The organism is Methanobrevibacter olleyae (assembly GCF_900114585.1).
Taxonomy (GTDB): domain Archaea; phylum Methanobacteriota; class Methanobacteria; order Methanobacteriales; family Methanobacteriaceae; genus Methanobrevibacter; species Methanobrevibacter olleyae.
In genome coordinates, this window is the sequence record NZ_FOTL01000018.1 from 24,749 (window position 1) to 44,647 (window position 19,899).

The 19,899-nt window shown below is 28.1% G+C and carries 17 protein-coding genes and 1 pseudogene; 6 read left to right on the forward strand and 12 right to left on the reverse strand.

What is annotated here, in order from left to right:
• Positions 1 to 51: 51 nt before the first annotated feature.
• Entirely contained in the window at positions 52 to 822 is a 771-nt protein-coding gene (locus BM020_RS05920) for an SDR family oxidoreductase (RefSeq protein ID WP_067145298.1), read from the reverse strand.
• Positions 823 to 1,260: 438 nt separating this feature from the next.
• Between BM020_RS05920 and thiC the strand changes: the two genes are divergently transcribed.
• From thiC to BM020_RS09895, 5 genes are all read left to right on the forward strand, one after another.
• Complete coding sequence (gene thiC, locus BM020_RS05925; protein WP_067145300.1) at positions 1,261 to 2,535, forward strand: phosphomethylpyrimidine synthase; 1,275 nt, start codon at positions 1,261 to 1,263, stop codon at positions 2,533 to 2,535.
• 64 nt (positions 2,536 to 2,599) lie between these two features.
• The gene (locus BM020_RS05930) at positions 2,600 to 4,252 is read left to right on the forward strand and encodes an ATP-dependent DNA ligase (protein ID WP_074798573.1); all 1,653 of its coding nucleotides are present in this window, start codon (positions 2,600 to 2,602) and stop codon (positions 4,250 to 4,252) included.
• 432 nt (positions 4,253 to 4,684) lie between these two features.
• A complete protein-coding gene (locus BM020_RS05935) occupies positions 4,685 to 5,017 on the forward strand; it encodes an exodeoxyribonuclease VII large subunit (RefSeq protein ID WP_234970524.1) in 333 nt (110 codons plus the stop codon).
• 440 nt (positions 5,018 to 5,457) lie between these two features.
• Positions 5,458 to 6,819, forward strand: a complete 1,362-nt coding sequence (gene glmM / locus BM020_RS05940) for a phosphoglucosamine mutase (RefSeq protein WP_074798575.1) — start codon at positions 5,458 to 5,460, stop codon at positions 6,817 to 6,819.
• 90 nt (positions 6,820 to 6,909) lie between these two features.
• Positions 6,910 to 7,032 (forward strand): hypothetical protein, encoded by a 123-nt coding sequence (locus BM020_RS09895; RefSeq protein WP_256379536.1) that lies wholly within the window; start codon positions 6,910 to 6,912, stop codon positions 7,030 to 7,032.
• A 369-nt stretch (positions 7,033 to 7,401) separates the two neighbouring features.
• On the opposite strand, the gene BM020_RS05950 is transcribed toward BM020_RS09895, so the two are convergent.
• From BM020_RS05950 to glmU, 5 genes are all read right to left on the reverse strand, one after another.
• Positions 7,402 to 8,538 carry a tetratricopeptide repeat protein gene (locus BM020_RS05950; RefSeq protein ID WP_067145308.1) on the reverse strand — a complete coding sequence of 379 codons (1,137 nt, stop codon included), beginning with the start codon at positions 8,536 to 8,538 and terminating at the stop codon, positions 7,402 to 7,404.
• 311 nt (positions 8,539 to 8,849) lie between these two features.
• Positions 8,850 to 9,560 (reverse strand): anaerobic ribonucleoside-triphosphate reductase activating protein, encoded by a 711-nt coding sequence (locus tag BM020_RS05955; protein WP_067145310.1) that lies wholly within the window; start codon positions 9,558 to 9,560, stop codon positions 8,850 to 8,852.
• A 168-nt stretch (positions 9,561 to 9,728) separates the two neighbouring features.
• Positions 9,729 to 10,853 carry a histidinol-phosphate transaminase gene (hisC, locus tag BM020_RS05960; RefSeq protein ID WP_067145312.1) on the reverse strand — a complete coding sequence of 375 codons (1,125 nt, stop codon included), beginning with the start codon at positions 10,851 to 10,853 and terminating at the stop codon, positions 9,729 to 9,731.
• A gap of 266 nt (positions 10,854 to 11,119) precedes the next feature.
• A complete protein-coding gene (locus BM020_RS05965; RefSeq protein ID WP_067145314.1) occupies positions 11,120 to 11,596 on the reverse strand; it encodes a gamma carbonic anhydrase family protein in 477 nt (158 codons plus the stop codon).
• Positions 11,597 to 11,646: 50 nt separating this feature from the next.
• Complete coding sequence (gene glmU, locus BM020_RS05970) at positions 11,647 to 12,960, reverse strand: bifunctional sugar-1-phosphate nucleotidylyltransferase/acetyltransferase (RefSeq protein WP_067145316.1); 1,314 nt, start codon at positions 12,958 to 12,960, stop codon at positions 11,647 to 11,649.
• A gap of 439 nt (positions 12,961 to 13,399) precedes the next feature.
• On the opposite strand from glmU, the gene BM020_RS05975 reads away from it, so the two are divergent.
• Entirely contained in the window at positions 13,400 to 13,561 is a 162-nt protein-coding gene (locus BM020_RS05975) for a rubredoxin (RefSeq protein ID WP_074798578.1), read from the forward strand.
• A 249-nt stretch (positions 13,562 to 13,810) separates the two neighbouring features.
• On the opposite strand, the gene glmM (BM020_RS05980) is transcribed toward BM020_RS05975, so the two are convergent.
• From glmM (BM020_RS05980) to BM020_RS06005, 6 genes and pseudogenes are all read right to left on the reverse strand, one after another.
• On the reverse strand, positions 13,811 to 15,157 hold the full coding sequence (gene glmM / locus BM020_RS05980; RefSeq protein WP_074798580.1) for a phosphoglucosamine mutase: 1,347 nt from the start codon (positions 15,155 to 15,157) through the stop codon (positions 13,811 to 13,813).
• A 25-nt stretch (positions 15,158 to 15,182) separates the two neighbouring features.
• Positions 15,183 to 16,421, reverse strand: coding sequence for a 2,3-bisphosphoglycerate-independent phosphoglycerate mutase (locus BM020_RS05985; RefSeq protein WP_074798582.1), 1,239 nt, complete (start codon positions 16,419 to 16,421; stop codon positions 15,183 to 15,185).
• Positions 16,422 to 16,855: 434 nt separating this feature from the next.
• A complete protein-coding gene (locus tag BM020_RS05990) occupies positions 16,856 to 17,554 on the reverse strand; it encodes a TIGR00297 family protein (RefSeq protein ID WP_200781250.1) in 699 nt (232 codons plus the stop codon).
• Between the two features lie 522 nt (positions 17,555 to 18,076).
• A complete protein-coding gene (locus tag BM020_RS05995) occupies positions 18,077 to 18,658 on the reverse strand; it encodes a 30S ribosomal protein S3ae (RefSeq protein ID WP_067145322.1) in 582 nt (193 codons plus the stop codon).
• 564 nt (positions 18,659 to 19,222) lie between these two features.
• On the reverse strand, positions 19,223 to 19,591 hold the full coding sequence (locus tag BM020_RS09975) for a flavin reductase family protein (RefSeq protein WP_083405379.1): 369 nt from the start codon (positions 19,589 to 19,591) through the stop codon (positions 19,223 to 19,225).
• A 9-nt stretch (positions 19,592 to 19,600) separates the two neighbouring features.
• Positions 19,601 to 19,899, reverse strand: a pseudogene (locus BM020_RS06005) (ISNCY-like element ISM1 family transposase); the annotation flags it as partial.

Genomic DNA, 19,899 nt, shown 5'->3' on the forward strand with positions numbered 1-19,899 from the left:
ATGGGGGAGCTTTAATAGCTCTCCCTTTATTATTTATTATTTATTTTTTAGTTATATTGCAGTCCATCCACCGTCAATACAGATTAATTGGCCTGTACAGTAACTGGAAGCATCGGATGCTAAGTAAATTGCAATACCATCCAATTCACCAGGTTCACCTAAACGGCCTGCTGGACAGTATGCTTTAATAAGATCCATAAATCCGTCTAATGCTATGGAATCTTCGGTTAATTCAGTTGCAAATACTGCTGGGCCAATTGCATTTACAGTAATGTTGTATTGTGCCCATTCAACAGCTAAATCTTTAGTTAAGTTCATCACTCCACCTTTTGCAGAGGAATATGCACTAATTCCTCCTCCAGGGAAGATTACTCTACTGTGGATAGAACCAATGTTGATGATTTTACCGTAATTTTGTTTAATCATGATTTCTCCAACAGCTTTACACATATAATATACACTGCTTAGGTTAATGTTTATGATACTATCCCAGTTTTCTTTAGGCTGGTCAACAACCATTAAGTTGTTTCCAATACCTGCTGCATTAACTAAAATATCAATTCTTCCATAAGCATCCATTACTTTTTGAACAGATTCTGCAATGTTGTCTACATCACTAACATCAGTTACTGCATAGATGACTTCGCAGCCATATTCGTCTTTTAATATTTTAGCATTTTCTTCTAATCTGTCTTCTCTACGAGCGAATAATGCCATTTTTGCACCTTGGCTTGCGAAAGCCTGAGCAATTTGCCAACCTAATCCTGATGATGCTCCAGTAACAAGTGCCACTTTATCTTTAATGTCGAAATAGTTTTTCATTTTAAATCTCCTAAAAATTTTCCAACTTTTGTTGGTTATATAATAATTTAGTTTTTCAATTATTTAAATATATGTTTATTCATTTTTTTCAAAGTTAAAAAAGATAATATCCTTAATTTATTTAGTTTGATTAAATTTTGTTCATTTATTTTATATTATGCTATTCAAAGATTATTTTTAATAACTTTATTTTTTTAGGCTGTCAAAAATTTATAAATTTTTCTAAACTTTTTTTAATTTTAGCATATTGGAGCTATTTTTATTTTTTTATTTTTTTTAATGCAGTGATACATTTGTTTTTTTATTTTTTTTAATGCAGTGATATATTGTTTTTTTATTAACTTTTTTAAAATATAAAAAATTAATTAAATGAGTAATTACAAAATTTTATATGATAAATTATTAAGTTTAGTAAAACTATTGTAAAAAGGTGCTTTAATGACACAGATGACTGAGGCAAAAAAAGGTAATATTACACCTGAAATGAAAGCTGTTGCTGAATTTGAAAAGGTAGATGTAGATAAGATCTTAAAGGGACTTGCAAATGGAACTATTGTAATTCCAAAAAATATTGATAGAGAAACAAAAGCTTGTGGTATTGGTCAAGGATTATCTACTAAAATTAATGCAAATATAGGTTCATCAAATCAAATTGAGGAGATTGATTTAGAAATTAAAAAAGCGAAATTAGCAGTTGATTTTGGTGCAGATGCAATAATGGACTTAAGTACAGGTCCTAAATTACTAGAATTCAGAGAGAAAATTATGGATTCTGTAGATGTTCCTATAGGAACTGTTCCTATTTATGAAGCAGGAGTTATTAAATTAAATAACGGTAAAGAAATCATTGATATGGATGAAGATGATATATTTAATTCAATCATCCATCAGGCTCGTGATGGTGTTGATTTTATGACGCTTCACTGTGGTATTAACTGTGATCTAGTTGATAAACTACAAAAAGCTAAAAGAATGATGGGTATTGTAAGTAGGGGAGGAACTTTCCTTGCATCATGGATTCTACACAATGAAAAGGAAAACCCATTATATGCTAACTATGATTATCTTCTTGAAATTGCATTAGAGCATGATATTACCCTTTCTTTAGGTGATGGACTGCGACCAGGCTGCCTATCTGATGCAACGGACACTTCTCAAATTCAAGAGCTGGTTACTTTAGGAACACTTGTAAAAAGAGCTCAAGAGCTTGGAGTTCAAACGATGGTAGAAGGTCCGGGGCATGTTCCATTAAATCAAATAAAATCAAATATGGAAATACAAAAGACATTATGTCATGGAGCTCCATTTTATGTTTTAGGCCCAATTGTTACAGACTTAGCACCAGGTTATGATCATATTACCTCTGCTATTGGAGGAGCTATTGCTGCTTCAAGTGGAGCTGATTTCTTATGCTATGTAACACCTGCAGAGCACTTATCCCTACCTTCATTAGAAGACGTTAAAGAAGGTGTGGTTGCAAGTAAAATCGCTGCTCAAGCTGCAGATCTTGCTTTAGGTTTAGAAACTGCATGGGATAAAGAAGTAAAGATGGCAACTGCAAGGAAAAATTTTGATTGGGAGGGCCAATTCAATCTGGCTTTTGATAAAGCTAAAGCATATCATTATAGAAATAAATGTGAACTTAAAGATGATGAAATGTGTTCAATGTGTGGAGAATATTGTGCAGTTAAAATAGCTAAAGGAGACTTTTGATCAATACTTACCTTTCAAATATTATAACTAACGATTTTTAAATAGTTTAATTTAGGGGATTAAAATGAAATATGGGGAACTTGTTAAAGTTTACGAGGCATTAGGTGCAACTACAAAAAGATTAGAAAAAAGAGATATTTTAGCAGATTTTCTTAAAACTGTTGATGTTGAAGATTTAGAAAAGATTACTTTAATGGCTTTAGGGCGTGTTTTTCCTTCTTGGAGTGAAGATGAACAGGGTATTGGTGATAAGCTAATCATGAGGGCTGTTGGAGATGTTGTAGGAGTATCGGTAGAATTAGTTGAAGATGCTGTTCGTGATGAAGGGGATATTGGAGCTGCTGCAGAGAAATTATACGCTAAAAAGACTCAAATGACATTTTTTTCACAAGCTTTAACTGTTAACTTTGTTTATAATCAACTAAGAAAATTAAGCACAATATCTGGAAGTAGATCTACTACTCGTAAAATTTCTAATATTCTTGAGCTTTTGTCCTCTGCTTCAGCAATTGAAGCTAAATATATTTGCAGAACTATTTTAGAAGAGCTTAGAATTGGTGTAGGGGAAGGAATTATTCGTGATGCAATATCCCTTGCCTTTGATATTGATAAAGCAGTTGCTGAGCGAGCTCATATGTTAACAAATGATTTAGGTCTTGTTGCAAAAGTAGCAAAGGAAGAAGGTGAAGAGGGACTTAAAAAATTAACATTGATTCCTGGTAGGCCAGTAAAACCAATGCTTGCACAGTTATCTGAAGCTATTGATATAAGTATTGAAGAAATGGGATGTGCACTTTGTGAGACAAAATATGATGGGTTCCGTACTCAGTTCCATAAGAATGGTGATGAAATTACTTTATTTACTCGTCGCTTAGAAAATGTTACATTGGCATTTCCTGATGCAGTTGAATTAATTAGGGAAGGGCTTCCAGATGAAGATTTTATTGCAGAGGGGGAAATTATAGGTTTTAAAAATGGTAAACCTCAGCCATTCCAAAGTGTATTACAAAGGGTTAGAAGAAAATATGATATTAAAGAAACTATGAAAAATGTACCTATAAAAATCTTTTTATATGATTTGCTTTACTTTAAAGAGCCAACAGTTGATGAGCCAATTATAAAACGTAGAGAAATCTTGGAGAGTATTGTAGATTCCTCAAATCCAGAACTAAATCTTAGTGATATTGTTAAAGTAAGCCCTGAGAATATAGGGGATGCAGTAGATTTATTTAATAAATCAATTGAAGGGGGACATGAAGGAATAATGATTAAAAACTGTGCAGAACCATATATTCCGGGAATTCGTGGCAAAAAGATGTTGAAATTTAAAGCAGAACCTGAAACATTAGATGCTGTTGTTGTTGGAGGAGTGAAAGGAATTGGTAAAAGGGGAGATTTCATAGGTTCTTATGAAATAGCTCTTCGTGATGAAAATGACCAGTTACAAACTATTACTCATGTAGGAACAGGCCTTTCTGATGATGACTTAGCAAATCTTACTGAAAAGATGGAAGAGCTTAAAATCACTGAGAGGGGAACTCGTATAACTGTTCATCCAAAAATTATTTTTGAAATTGCATATAGTGAGATTGTAAAAAGCCCAGAATACTCAGCTGGTTACTCTTTACGCTTCCCAGTTGTAAAAAGAATCAGAACAGACAAAGGATTAGAAGATATTGATACAGTTGAAAGATTAGAATCAATGTTTAATGGCTAATATTTTTAAATCCATTTTTTTTATTTTCTACTTTTTTTAATTTTTATTGAGTTAATTTATTTTTTATTTTCTACTTTTTTTAATTTTTATTGAGTTAATTTATTTTTTTACTTTACTTTATTTTTTTAATAAACTTTATTTTTCTATTTTTAATTTACTTTTCTATTTCTAATTCATTATTCTATTTTTAATTTATTTTCATATTTTATGGAATATTATTAACTTTTTATAATTTTATAGTTTAATTATAATCTTATTTCTAATTTTAAGAAATATTTATATCTTATTAGTTTAATAAATCTATTTAAGTCCTTAATTTATTTTTTAAATAGATTAATTTTATAAATATCTTTTTGAGGTGGTATTATTCAAATTACAGATGAAAAAATATTTAAAATTGCATTGATTACATCTCTTATGGGGATTATTGGGATGTTGGTTTTTGCATCATATATTGAACCAAAAGAAATACAAATAAAAGAGATTACAAGAGACAATATTGGAGAAACAGTAGCTATTACAGGGGTAGTTGAATCTATAAAAGAATCATCAAGTGGCAGTTCTTGTTTTATAGAATTGAATGATGGAACAGGTAAAATAAATTTAATAATTTTTGAATCAACACTAGTTGAACTTAAAGAAGCAGGTAATGATTTAAATAGTTTTAAAAATCATAAAGTGAGGGTCATTGGCAGTATAACTGAATATAAATCTTCAATGGAGTTAATTTTATCTAATTCAAATTCGATTAAACTAGTTTCTTAATTTATCTTATTTATTAGATTAAATTTCTTTCTAATTTCTTATATGATATTAAATTTCATAATTGCTACATTCATATAGCTTATAATTATTTTAATTGATTTTTATTATTGTATTTTTAGTTATAATTATTTTATTTTTTTACAGCTAAAATGAAGTTTTAGAGATTCAAGTTTAATATTAATGAAAGAACATAATATTGAAAATCTTCTTAGCTTTGATTGGAAATTCAAAGAAATTGAATATATTAATTTAATCATGGGATAAGTTTATTTTTTTTTTTTTTTTTTTTAATTTGTATGGGATAAGTTTTTTTTAATTTTTGTGGGATAAGTTTATTTTTGATAAAGTATTTAAACTTTATAAACAAAAATATATTTAAATTTAAGAAACTTTTAACTTACTTAGTATTTAATTAATTATTAATTTTATAAGGTCATAAAATGGTAAAAAAAAGATTATTTGGTACATTTGGTGTAAGAAGAACTGCAAATGATGTTTTAACTCCTGAATTTGCATCACGTCTTGCTGCAAGTTATGGATCTATTGTTGGAGGAACTATAGCTATTGGTGGAGATACAAGAACAAGTACTCCAATGCTTAAATATGCAATCACTGCAGGATTGCTTTCTTCTGGCTGTGATGTTGTAGATTTAGGAACTCTTCCTACTCCTGCTATTCAGTATGCTGTAAGAAATTATTATGATGGAGGTATTATTGTAACCGCTTCTCATAATCCTTCAAAAGATAATGGGCTGAAATTTGTAGATGAGTTTGGTATAGGTACTTCTGATGATATGGAAATTGAAGTTGAGAAACTATACTTCGACTCAGAACCTAATCGTGCATCTTGGGATAAAATTGGGGATGTTTTCACTAATGATACTATAATTAAAGAGTATATTGCAGAAACATTAAAAAGAGTAGATGTAGAATCTATTAGAAATAGAAAACTTAAAGTTGTTCTTGATTGTGGTTCAGGGGCAGGTTCTTATACAGCTCCATATATTCTTAAAAATTTAGGTTGTGAACTAACAACAATTAATTGTCAAGCAGACGGATTCTTCCCAGGAAGAGATCCAGAGCCAATTGAAGCAAACCTTCAAGATTTAATTAATACTGTGAAAAAATTAGGTGCTGATATTGGCCTTGCTCATGACGGTGATGCAGATAGAACCATTTGTATTGATGATAAAGGAAACTTTGTTTTAGGTGATAAAACCTTTGCACTTGTTGAAAAACAAATGTTAAAAGAAAATGGAGGAGGTATTATTGTAACTACTGTAGCTACTTCTCAAGCTATTTATGATATTGCAGAGGAGTACAATGGTGAAGTAATAGCTACTGCTGTTGGCGATTTACTTGTTGCAAGGGAACTTAAAGATACTGATGGTTTATTTGGTGGAGAAGAAAACGGTGGTTTAATTTTCCCAGATTTTATCTATGGAAGGGATGCAGCTATGACTGTAGCAAAGATACTTGAAATTCTTGTTAAAGAGGATAAACCATTATCTGAACTTGTAGCAGAGCTTCCAGTTTATTATCAAGAAAAATTAAAAATCAGTTGTCCTGATGATTTAAAAGAAGATGTAATGGATAAAATAGCAGATGAGATTAAAGAAACTACTGATTTTGAGCTTGATACAACTGATGGAGTTAAAATCTTGAAAGATGATGGTTGGGTAATTATCAGACCTTCTGGTACTGAACCAATCTTTAGATGTTTTGCTGAATCTGATTCTCAAGAGAAAGCAAATGAAATGGCTAATTGGGGAATTAGCTTAGTGGAAAAATATAAAAACTAAACTATAAATGAAGATTTTAAAAATTTCTATAAGAGCTATTATTAATAGCTTTATTTCCCTGAGGCTCAATCAAGTCCTCCTTATATAACTTTGCCAGTTGAACAAGCGGGAACTCCTACAATTAACTATGAAACATATTCTTATGAACCAATTAATGGAACCTATAATTTAATGGATAAATTTGTTAATGTAGTTGATAATTTAGATTTTTAACTCTTTTTTAAAACTTTTTTATTTTTATTATTTTACTTTTACTTTTTTAATTTTTTTCAAAGAATCTATCTTTAATTTACTTTTAATTTTTTGCTAGGAATTTATATTTTATTCTTTTTAATTTTTTACTAAAAATTTATATTTTATTATTTTAGTTTTAAGTATTATTAAATTATAGTTATATATAGTAAACCTATTTTTAATTAATCAATACTTTAATTAAATTAATCCAAATCAATTTTTTATTTTTTATCATTGTCCTAATACACATAATTAATTATTAAAAATAGTTAAAATCAATTAAAATTATTAAAATATAATAAAATATAGTATTAAATTTGGATTATTAGAAATAGTTAAATGCTAAAATTACATATTGTCAAGACATTCCATTTTTAAAACTCTTGCATCATCATTTGATGGGTCTAAAGCAAGAACTTTAGTAAAAAGGATTTCAGCTTCATCAAATTTATCAAGCTCCATTAAAACCACTCCTTTGTTTAGAAGGAAAGATGTGTTTTTTGGTTCAAGCTCAATAGCTCTGTCATAACATTTAATAGCTTCTTCAAAACGACCAAGATCAAGTAGCGCATTACCTTTTCTATTTTGTGCAGATGCATCTATTTCAGAATCTTCTAAACATAATTCTAAAGCTTTATCATAGGATTTTAATGCTTCTTCAGGTCTTTCCATATCAGTTAAAACATTTCCACGTGCATTCCAGACTTCGGGATTAGAATCATCTATTGTAATTAATTTATCATAAACTGCTAAGGCTTTATCAAACTCTGCTAGGATTTCTAGAATAAATCCTCTCCAATAAAGAACTATGGGGTTAGTTGGATTAGCATTTAATGCTCCATCACTTGCAACTAAAGCTTCTTCTACCTTTCCAGAGTTAAGCATAGCTATTGCCTTATTGTTCCAAATGTATTCATTACTTCCTTCAAGCTCTAAAGCTTTATCATAACATTCAATAGCTTCATCAAAACGGTCTAATCTACTAAGATTGTCTCCTTTTTTATTTAAAAGATAAACATCATCAGGATCTATTTTTAAAGCAGCATTATAACATAATGCAGATTTATCATATTTTCCTGTATCAAATAGAATATCTGCTCTTTGAGTAATCATCTCTTTTTGATCTATTTTTTCTCCTTTCCATTTATTGATGTCTAATTTTTCAAAATAAATAACTTGGAATAGGTCATCATCTGAGATTCCATTGGGATACATTTTTTTAAATTCCCTAATCATTTCACGAGAATCTTCGTATCCTTCTTCTTGAGCTAATTCCTCATTATTTTTTATTTCTTTAAAGGGAAGGGTTTTAACATCAATAACTTCAGCTTCAAAAATTTTCTTTTTTTCTTTAGAAGCTAGGTTCCAATAGCAATGAAGTCTATCTCCTACTTTTAAAGGTGTTTTCCATAATTTCCTTATAGTCATAGCTTTTTTATTGGTAATTATATTGATATTTTGACTTCCAAAGGACATTATTGGCATCTTATCACCTTTTTTGGAGAATTTTATTAAAAAAGAGTTAATAAAATAATTTAAAAATTGAATAAATTATAGAAAAAATTAAAATTAAATTAAGATTACTTTTTCTATTTTATATATTATTATCTTTATAGAAAAATTAATAAACTTATCTATTTAATTTTAATAAATTTTTAAAATAACTTATTAGTTTAAACAGATAAAATTTTAAAAATAGGCATTTTATAGGGATGATATAATAATTTATTAGTTTAAACTAATAAGTTATTTTAAAAATAGATATTTTATAATGCTAATATAATAATTAATTAAATTTAAACGCTTTTTTGACCAAATTCTGCAGTTTTCACATTTATATTTTGGTTTGGATGTAATTTTTTAATCTTTTTAGCAATATTTTCCATATCATGAGGATTTGGTTCTTCTGCTTCTGCTAAAGATTCATCTAAAACACATCTATTTCTAAATTGTTGTAAGGTGTATAAATCACAATCTACTTCATTAGCTATTGTAAATAAGTCTTCTTCTTTAAGTAATGCTGGACAATAGGTAGTTCTGCATTCTAAAATGACATCTTCATGTTCATTTACAATTTTCATACATTCTCTGACTTTATCTCCAATATCTGCTTTAATTATTTCATTATACTTATCGGATGGAGCTTTAACATCCATAGCGACATAATCAACTAAATCTAAATCTAGGATTTTTCTTAATCTATCTGGATAGACACCACTTGTATCTAATTTAGTCTTAAGACCAATTTCTTTAACATATTTAAAGATTTCAATTACATCTTCATATTGTACTAAAGGTTCGCCACCAGATATTACAACAGCATCAATAAATAGTGCAGAATCATCGATTTTTTCATAGATTTCTTCTAAACTAATTTCAGTTCCCCTTTCTAATATTTCACTATTGCTACAGTAAGGACATTTAAGAGGACATTTTGCTAAAAATATTACAAAAGACATATTTTTAGGATATTCAATTGATGAAGTAACTGTTGCACTGTATTCCATTTTATCAAAAACCTATAAAATCTTTTAATTCTTTTTCATTGCTTTTATTTTTATTACTTTTATTTTTATTAATTTTATTTTTATTACTTTTATTTTTATTTTTATTATTTTTATTATTTTTATTATTTTTATTATTTTTATTGCTTATTTTAATCATCATTTATTGATTTATTCATTTAGAATTTCTTTCATAACTTCAATGAATTTTTTGTCTTCTTCTAATGTACAAATGCTTATTCTAATATAATAATCATCTAATCCTTTAAAAGAGCTACAATCTCTAACAATCATTCCTCTTTTCATAAACTCTCTTGTTAACTCTGCTGCTCGAAATCCAGTATTATGGATATCAATTAAGATAAAGTTAGAATAGGATTTATAGGCTTTTACAGATTTCATTTTAGATATTTCATCATATAAGAAATCCCTACTTTCAATTCCTTTTTCAATTGACTCTTCAATATATTCACTATCTTTTATTGTAGTTAAAGCAGCTATATAAGAAAGCTTTGTAAGTGAGAAAACAGGTTTAATTCTGTGCATGTATTCAATAATCTCTTTAGTTGAAATGCCATAACCAATTCTCATACCTGCAAGGCCCATTACTTTAGACATGGTTCTAATGATGAAGATATTATCATATTCTTCTAAAAGGTTTACATTATTTGTTTTTGAGTATTCAAAGTATGCTTCATCTATTACAACTATTGCATCACATACTCCGCCTTTAGATTTATTTGTTTTATTTAAGATTGCTCTAAATTCATCCTGGCTAATTAATCCACCGGTTGGGTTATTTGGAGTGCATAAAAATAAGATCTTTGTTTTTTCATTGATAGCATCAAGTACAGAATCTAAATCCAAAGTATTGGTTTTGAGATTCCATTTAGCATAATGGGGAATTGCACCATAGGGCTTAAATAAAAATTCATAATACATATAAGAAGGTAAAGGGACTATAAATTCATCTTTCTCTTCAATAAAAGTTTTTGCTAAGGTATCAATAAGCTCATCTGCTCCATCTCCGCCGATGATTATTTGCTCTTGTTTTACATCGGAGTATCTTGCAAATTCTTTTTTAAGTTCTTCTAAATCAGATTCCGGATATCTGTTAATGTTTTTAAGTTCTGCTTCAATAGCCTCTTTTACTTTTGGAGATGGTCCCCATGGGTTTTCATTAGATCCTAATTTGATGATATCTTCTTTTTTCACTCCGAATTCTTGTGCAATTTCTTCTTTGGATCTTCCTGGAACATATGGGTCTAATTCTTCCACTGCATTACGTACTTTCATTATTTTTCCTTCTTTAATAATAAATCTTTAATAATAAGTTTCTTAAATAGTAATTCTCTAAGGATGGTTATAATTTTTAATTTCTTTAAAATTTAATTCATTAAAAGTTAGATCATACTAATAATTATATGATTTTAATAGCTATTAAATCTTAATAAAAATAAAAAAAACTTATTTATTTAGCTAAATCTTTTAAGTATTAATTATTTTATTTTATTTTTAATAGTTATTTAAATATTTTAAAAAAAAGTAGATGAATAGATGATTTATTCATCATATTCATTTGCAAGTTCAACATAGTGTTCTGCATTCCAAAGAATGTGCTCTCTTTGTTCTTGACTAGTTTCTTTAATGAATTTTCCAGGAACTCCTAAGATTAAACTATTTTCTGGAAATTCCTTATTTTCACCAACTACTGCACCAGCACCTACGATTGAATTTTTACCAATTTTAGCACCATCTAATACAGTAGCATTCATTCCTATAAGGACATTGTCTTCAAGAACACATCCGTGAACTACAGCGCAATGCCCTACAGATACATTATCTCCAATTTTAAGAGTTAAGCCTAAGGAGGAATGTAAGACACAGTTGTCTTGGATATTAGTATTTTTACCAATTCTTATAGGGCCTGAATCTCCTCTAATTATTGCTCCATGCCAAATAGAGCAATTTTTACCAATTTCAACATCACCGAATACTTGTGCACCAGGGAATATTTTTACGGGTTCATCGAGTTTCATAATATACTCCTTTTTTAGTTTTTTTTATTAATTATGATAAATTAATAAGTTTATTTTGGGTTATGGACTCCTCCTAATGGGACTTGTCCTGTTTCTTTTTTATTTTGAATAATATGTTCTTGTCTTACTAGTACTCTCATATCAGACTCTAGGTCTTCATATAATAAAACACCAGAACCAATTGTAGACCTTACTCCAATTTTAACTCCAGGACTTAAACTTGAGTTAATACCAGTTTTTACAGAATCTCCTACAATTGCGCCTAATTTACGCCTTCCAGTATCAGTTCTTTTATTTTTAATAGTGGTTTTTACAGTTTTATTATCGAAACGTAAATTAGCGATATTAGTTCCAGCTGCAATATTACAGTTAGAACCTAAGATTGAATCTCCAACATAACTTAAATGACTTACATTCGTATTTTCCATAATAATTGAGTTTTTAATTTCTACAGCATTACCAATGTGAACATTATCTCCAAAGTAGGAATTTCCTCTAATATAAGAATTAGGCCCAATATCACAGTTTTTACCAATGTATACTGGCCCTTCAATATAAACTCCTGAACGAATGAGGCTGCCTTCGTCTAAAAACACTTCTCCATGGATGGTAGCTCCTTCTTCAACAGTTCCTATAATCTCTCCTTCAATATGATTAAGTAATTCCTCATTAATTTCAATTAATTCCCATGGCTTTCCAATATCCATCCATTCCTTAGTGGTTTTATGTCCTTTAACTACTTTTCCATCTGCAATCTGAAGGGATAATGAATCTGTAATTTCATATTCTCCTCTTGGTGAAATTTCAGTTTTTTCAATTTTATCGAAAATATCTTTATTAAAAATATAAATACCTGTATTGATTAAATTACTTGGAGCTTCTTCTTTTTTAGGCTTTTCAACAATATTAATAATTTTATCTCCATCTAATTCAACAACACCAAATGCACTTGGATCTTCTACTTCAGTTAATACTATCAATGTGTCTGGTTTGGATTTTTCATAATCTTCAATGATTTCACTAAGTATTTCAACATCTAATATGATATCTCCATTAAGAGTAATTAGACTGTCTTTGATGAAGTCTTTTCCATAACCAATTGCATCTGCAGTTCCTTCTAATTTACTTTGGGTGGCATAACTGATATTTACTCCAAGCTGTGAACCATCTTTAAAGTAATCTTTAACTATTTCTTCTTTATATCCCACGACAAGAAGAATATCTTCAATGCCACAATCACGTAATGCCTCTATATTGTATTGTATAATAGGTTTTCCAGCAACAGGTAACATTGTTTTAGGTTTTGTAAGAGTTAGAGGTCTCATTCTTGTTCCTTCACCTGCACTTAAAATTATAGCTTTCACCTTATTCCTCCCAGTTTACTGATTTTATTATAAGTTATTTAATTTCCGTGTTATTAAATATTTTCCATTTTTTCTTGACTATAATATAAATTTTTTATATAATTTTATATCTTTAAATCAGAGATTAAATATAAATTTTTTATATAATTTTATATCTTTAAATCAGAGATTAAATATAAATTTTTTATATAATTTTATATATTTAAATCAAAGATTAAAATATCTTATTCTTATATTACTTTTTATTCATTTAAATAATTATTTAAATTATTCTAATTTTATCTATTTTTCATACCTTAAAAGTGATATATTATAAAAATTGCTTTGCACATATTAGCTATATTAATAAAAAAGTTTTTTATATAAGTTTGTACATAATAGAATTATAGTTAATTTTAACTAATTTTTAATTAATTAAATTATTTAAAAAGGTGATTATATGGTAAAATATGTTTGTATGCATTGTGAATATACTTGGGACTCTGAAACTGGGGATGAAACTTATAAAGTACCAGCAGGGCCTATAGAAGACTTCCCAGATGATTGGGTATGTCCTCAATGTGCTGCAGGTATTGAAGGAATTATTACCGAAGATGAATAAGTTTTCTTTTAATTCTTTTACCTTTAAAAATTTTTATTTTTATTTTTTATCAATTTTTTCTATTTTTACTATTTTTATAGGCTTTTATATTTTTAAATAAATTTTTATTCATTTTAAGCTATTTTCTTATTTTTATTAATAAAATTAGGTTTTAAATTCTTTTTTTTTTTTAAATGATTTAATTAAAAATAGAATATTCTAAATGAATAAAAAAGTGATAATAAGAAAAAAAGAAAGTTTAGAGAATATTTAAATATTCTCTTTAATTATTTTAATACAAGTGTCTTTAATTTTGTCTGCTTTTTCTTCGGTTTTAGCTTCTAAAGTTATTCTTACATAATCTTCAGTTCCAGAAGGTCTAACTAAAACCCAACTTCCATCATTGAAACTTAAACGAACACCATCAATTGTATTAATTTCAGAAATATCATCAAAGGAATTAGATAAAAGTTCTTCCATATTTTCCATAACAGCTATTTTTTCTTCTTTAGAACAAATAACCTTTTCTCTAATATTTGGATAATCATTGAAGCTATCTAAAAGTTTTGATAATTTTCCCTCTTTAGATACGATTTCTGCCATTCTAAGACCAGACAATATTCCATCTGGACACATACAGAAGTCTGGATGTAACCAAGTACCAGAAGGTTCTCCTCCAAAGTTAGCATTTTCTTTAATTATAACATCAGCAACATTGACATCTCCAACTTTGGTTCTTAAGACTTTTCCACCTACCTCAGTCATTGCTTCATCCATACATAGTCCTGCATCAACAGTAGTAACTACTGTTCCACCAAATTTCTTTGAAACAAGTGCAAGAAGCTTATCAAAGGCTGAAACATTACCTTTTTCATCAACAGTAATCATTCTATCTGCATCGCCATCATGAGCAATTCCTAAGTCAGATCCAGTTGCTACAACTGCTTTCATAAGGCTTGAAAGGTTTGCTTCATTTGGTTCGGGGTTTCTAGCTGGGAAGAATCCATCAACCTGTGAATTTAAGGTAATTACTTCACAGCCTGCTTTTCTAAATATGATTGGTGAAAGTTCAGATCCTGCACCGCATGCACAATCAATAACTACTTTAAGTCCAGGTTTAATATCTACAATTTCTAATAAATCATCGATATATTGTTTTTTAATTTCATCATTGTAGCTTATTATTCCAATCTTATCCCATTCGACTTTAGCAAAATCCTCATTATAATAGATTTCTTCTATCCTTTCCTCTTGCTCTGGAGTGTAAGCCATTCCATTTTCATTCCAAAGTTTAATTCCATTGTATTGTGAAGGGTTGTGAGATGCAGTAATCATTATTCCAGCATCTGCACCAAGCTTTAAAGTTGCATAACCTACAAGAGGTGTTGGAACCATAGCTATTTTAATAACATCTAGGCCATCTTCAATTAATCCTGCAGTAATAGCTTGTTCTAACATTCTATTTGTAGTTCTAGTATCATAGCCAATAACAACCTTTCCAGTATTATTCAAGTATTTAGCTAATGACTTACCTATTTTTAATGCTAATTCTGAGCTAATTTCTGAACCGATTTTGCCTCTGATTCCAGAAGTTCCAAATAGTTTTTTCTCTTCCATAATTTAACCTCTATAAATAATAATTTTAAGCTCCAAACTTATGTGCATATCCCATTAAATCAGTAAGAATATTCATTACATCGGCACCTCTGATTCTACAGAGGCCTCCTTTAGCTACTGCATATTCGTTATATTCACAAACATCATCTACTCTTACTTCAGGACCGTTAATCAAAACAGGAACTGGGTCTCCTGAGTGATTTTTAACTGAAATTGGAGTTGAATGGTCTGCAGTTAAAAAGATATAAGAATTTTCCAGTTTAAGAACTTCCTTCATAACAACTTCATCTACTTTTTCAATAAATTTTAATTTTTCTTTTGCATCACCATCATGTCCAGCTTCATCAGCACCATCAATATTAATTAATAAGAAGTCATGTTCACTATTGTTTACTTGGTCGATGATGGTGTCTCTAATATTTTCTAGGTTAGTATCGGTTCCCCCAGTTACACCTTCCATTTCTATAATATCCATACCTGCAAAACGACCAATACCCATAATAAGTCCAGTTTCTGCAATACAAGCAGAATTAACCTCATATTTATCGTTAATAAGTTCTACTTCAGGTACTTCGCCGGCACCACGTGGAATAATAATATTTGCAGGTGCTTCACCTTCTTCTATTCTTTTAAGATTTACTGGATGGTCTTTAATCATTTCATAAGATTTAGCCACTAATTTATTTAAAATATCTGCAGTTTTTTCTGCTTCTGGACTAGTATCAAGAGCTTTAACCTCTTTAGGTTTATTTCCTTCTACTTTAGGGTCAGCATCACTTACTTTACCAGATAATCCTTCCCCTCTAAGTACTAAAACTGCTCTATGGCCGGTTGATTCCTTGAATATGATTTGAATGTCTTCATACCCTTCAATTTTCATTGTATTTAAAGTTGCTACAATTTCATCAGTTCCATCTCTGATTCTTCCAGCACGTCTGTCTGTAATGATTCCATCTTTATCTGAAGTTGAAAAATTGCATCTAAATGCTATGTCTCCAGGAATAACATCTACACCAACACCAGATGCTTCAAATGGCCCTCTTCCAGTGTATACTTCATAAGGGTCGTAGCCTAAAATAGATAAATGTGCTGTATCACTACCTGGAATGATTCCAGGAGCAATTGGATCCATTAATCCAGTTATTCCTCTTTCAGCCATTTTATCCATATTTGGAGTTTTTGCTGCTTGAAGTGTAGTTTGATTGTTAAACTCTTTTAAAGGACGGCCACCCATCCCATCCATAACTAGTATTATTCCTTTCATTTTTTCACCATCACAATAAAATAGAAAATTAAAATAAAATTATTTTTTTTAAAGATTTTTAATTTTGAACTTAAATTTTGTATCTAAATAAATATTTTCTTACACTATTAAAATATTTCTATTATTTTAAAAAGCAATTATTAATGACTATAATAATTTACCATTAATAAATAGTATGAATTTATATGTTTATAAAATTTGTTTTTATTTTTTGAATTTTCATTAAAAAAAATTTTAAAAAAGTAAGTATTAATTAAGTTTTAAAAATAATTTACTAAAAATAATTTATTAAAAATAATTTATTAAAAAAAGTTTTTATAAGAATAAGAATTAAATAAGCTTAAAACTAAGTAAAAAATGGCTAAATTTAGAAAAATATTTAAAAAATTCAAAGAAAAATTAAATGATTGAATATTAATAAGAATAGAATTTACTTACATCACCGAAACAATACCTATAATAGCTCCACAAATAGTGGCAAGTAAATTAACATGTTCATTGTTGATGTAATTTCTTCTTTCAAGAACTGCTCCAAGGATACTATCTATAAAACAGCCTATAGTTCCTGAAATTACTGAAATTTTAATCGCTATTAAAGGGTCTGGCAGTACTCCTAATAAAAATGAAGCAATTCCAATTATTCCTGCACCTACAATTGCTGCTGAAGTTCCTAAGATTGATATTGCACCATCAGTTCCTGCAGGTACTTTTTTAAAGGTAGTTATTAAACGAGGCTCTTGAAGAACACCTATTTCACTAGCTAATGTGTCTGCTGTAGCTGTAGCTATTGCTCCGATAAATCCTCCAGCTAAAGGAAGATAATAACTTCCAAATGCTGCCATTAGAAAAGCCACTAATCCATTAGAGATTACATTTTTTGCAGTTCTAGTTTTTTCATATTGCCCTATTTCTTTTTTATAAGGTTTTGAAAAGCGTGTAGCAAGTATACTTAATATAAAAAATAGCACGATTAAAATAAACCAATGAACCCCTGCTGAAAAGATTATTATAATTCCCATAATAATCATTATTAAGGAGCCTAGCATGTCTAAACTTTTCCTTTTATAACTTATTCCACCTAAAATAAACAGAAGTATTACATATCCCCAATTTATCATTAAAGTTTCTTGCATAGAATCACATTCTAGTTAAATATAGTATAAGCTAGTAAATTTAGTATAATCATAGAAATTTAGTTTAGTATAATTATAAAAATTTAGTTTAGTATAATTATAGAAAATATATCGAATTCATTATAATTATAGTATAATAATACAGTAAGTATAAATATAGTTAAATTTAATAAAGTTTAAGCTGAATTCATAACTTAGTTATTTATTTAAAGTTAATATTTATTAAATATTTATTTTTATTTATTTAAATAATTTATCTTATTTTATTAGTTTATTTAACTAGAAACTTTAAGTTTTATTTTAATTAAGTTATTTTATGACTATTTAAAATAATTAAGCTAAGTTAATATGATTTAAGAAAATTATAATTTAAAAAAGTGGATTTAAAATTAGTATAAAATTAGTATAAGGCTAGTATAGAACTAGTATAACCTTAATATAAAATTAGAATAGTTAGAATAGTTAAAATTATGCATTATTTAATTTAAAAAGGTTTAAAAAAGAAAAAATAAAATATTAGATTTATTTATCTAATACTTTACTTTTGATGATTTCTACTCTTTTAAGAGGATAGATCTTTTTAGCTTTGTGGTAAATTTCAGAAGCTAATCTACCGTTTACAGAGTTTTCTACAAGTTCATCAAAGGTTTTTTCGCTTGCTACTCTAGTAACTAATTCGTTAATAGTTTCTCTCATGAATTTTTGCTGGGAGGATTTCGCCCTTCTAGTAGTAACAGCTAATACATGGAGTTTTAATTTACGTTCATCTTGGGTAGTTACAACAACAGGAGCATCGATTCTACTGGTTCCTCTTCTAATCATACTTCTTACATAATCAGTAGTGGTTTTGTGTCCAGTAAATTTAGTGTTTGCAGTATTTCCATTAATGTTATCCACTTCAAATTGTAATTTGATGTATTGTTTGGAGAAGTCTCCAGTTAATTCTCTCATAGTAACTTCTACATTTCTTCCATATACAAATTCTGGATCTCTTGCAGGTGTGGTACCTATTTCTTTATCTCCAAATGCTACAGGAGTTTTAATAGTATACCAAGATTTTTCTTTCCAAGTGTCACGTACTCTACGTCTTGCTTTTTTTGCCATTTATATCATTCCTCTTTTTTTTGACGTAATTATTTTTTTAGAATAATTATTTTTTAATTTTTTAAGTTTTACTTTTTTTTAAATAAAACTTCTTTTTTTTTTTAAATTGTATAAATAAAACATAGCTATAGCTAAACTATAATTAAAGTATAAAATAGTATAGAAATCTAGCTATTATATGAATTTTAGTTTTAATCTAATTTCTAAAATAGTTTTTTATTAGATTAAGTAAAAAATATAATATTAAAATTTTTTTTTTTTTTAACAGGCTAATGGGTTAATGTCACTTAAGATATCTGGAGTGACATTATATCAAAAATAGATACAAAAATAGTTATAAAATTTGATTATAAGCTAAATAATTTTTATAATCTATAATTTGCCTGCTTTGGAATATATCCATTTAATTTAAAATAATATCATAAAAGTTTTAAATAAGTTTAAAACCCGCCCATAAAGGTTATAGTTAGTTTTAATTTTCATAGTATTTAAATATTTTCAATATTTTAATTTTGGATAATTTGATATTAAGGTCGTTTAAATTTTTTAACTATTTTATAGTTTTTATCTAAACTTTCTACCTACATTAAAGGCATCAGCTATTTTATCTCCTACTTTAAAGTAGTCATATAAAACATCATCATAAACTATTGGATTAAGTAATTTTAAATCAACCTTTCCTTTTTCACCTAAAACATCTTCACTTACTTGTATATTTAAGATTTCTCCTGTAATTTGTGTATGGCTTCCTATCTCAATTATATTTATAGCTCTACATTCAACTGAAACTTTTAATTCATTTATTATAGGGGCATTAACTTCCTGAGCTTTAGTTGTAGTAAAACCTAGCTTTTCAAGTTTATCCTCATCATATCCAGATGCAATACCTAAATAATCGGTTTCAGCAACTTGATTTATTGGAGGTTGTAAAATTTTATAGGCTTATTTTATTTTTATGTGATTTTTTGTCCAGTTTTTCATTTGGTAGTCTAAAAATGTTAGAATTCCATTTTTAGTTTTGTAAGTTTTCTTAATTTTTTCTGGATTTGTTTGTCTGTAGTAATTTTCTACTTTATTTGATGTTTTTTCAATATTTTCATCATCTAAGTATTCTATGTATCTTTTGAAGTGATTTAAGACATGTTTGTTTACAAATTGCATTAAAACTTCTGGAATCGAATCATTAATTTTCTATAATAATTTTTAAATTTTTCAATCGCTTTTTTTGAAGAATTTTGTTT

What these genes read in the sequence shown, in the direction of transcription:
- BM020_RS05920 (WP_067145298.1), bottom strand. Translation starts at nt 822, where the DNA reads ATGAAAAACTATTTCGACATTAAAGATAAAGTGGCACTTGTTACTGGA.
- thiC (WP_067145300.1), top strand. Translation starts at nt 1,261, where the DNA reads ATGACACAGATGACTGAGGCAAAAAAAGGTAATATTACACCTGAAATG.
- BM020_RS05930 (WP_074798573.1), top strand. Translation starts at nt 2,600, where the DNA reads ATGAAATATGGGGAACTTGTTAAAGTTTACGAGGCATTAGGTGCAACT.
- BM020_RS05935 (WP_234970524.1), top strand. Translation starts at nt 4,685, where the DNA reads ATGTTGGTTTTTGCATCATATATTGAACCAAAAGAAATACAAATAAAA.
- glmM (WP_074798575.1), top strand. Translation starts at nt 5,458, where the DNA reads ATGGTAAAAAAAAGATTATTTGGTACATTTGGTGTAAGAAGAACTGCA.
- BM020_RS05950 (WP_067145308.1), bottom strand. Translation starts at nt 8,538, where the DNA reads ATGCCAATAATGTCCTTTGGAAGTCAAAATATCAATATAATTACCAAT.
- BM020_RS05955 (WP_067145310.1), bottom strand. Translation starts at nt 9,560, where the DNA reads ATGGAATACAGTGCAACAGTTACTTCATCAATTGAATATCCTAAAAAT.
- hisC (WP_067145312.1), bottom strand. Translation starts at nt 10,853, where the DNA reads ATGAAAGTACGTAATGCAGTGGAAGAATTAGACCCATATGTTCCAGGA.
- BM020_RS05965 (WP_067145314.1), bottom strand. Translation starts at nt 11,596, where the DNA reads ATGAAACTCGATGAACCCGTAAAAATATTCCCTGGTGCACAAGTATTC.
- BM020_RS05975 (WP_074798578.1), top strand. Translation starts at nt 13,400, where the DNA reads ATGGTAAAATATGTTTGTATGCATTGTGAATATACTTGGGACTCTGAA.
- glmM (WP_074798580.1), bottom strand. Translation starts at nt 15,157, where the DNA reads ATGGAAGAGAAAAAACTATTTGGAACTTCTGGAATCAGAGGCAAAATC.
- BM020_RS05985 (WP_074798582.1), bottom strand. Translation starts at nt 16,421, where the DNA reads ATGAAAGGAATAATACTAGTTATGGATGGGATGGGTGGCCGTCCTTTA.
- BM020_RS05990 (WP_200781250.1), bottom strand. Translation starts at nt 17,554, where the DNA reads ATGCAAGAAACTTTAATGATAAATTGGGGATATGTAATACTTCTGTTT.
- BM020_RS05995 (WP_067145322.1), bottom strand. Translation starts at nt 18,658, where the DNA reads ATGGCAAAAAAAGCAAGACGTAGAGTACGTGACACTTGGAAAGAAAAA.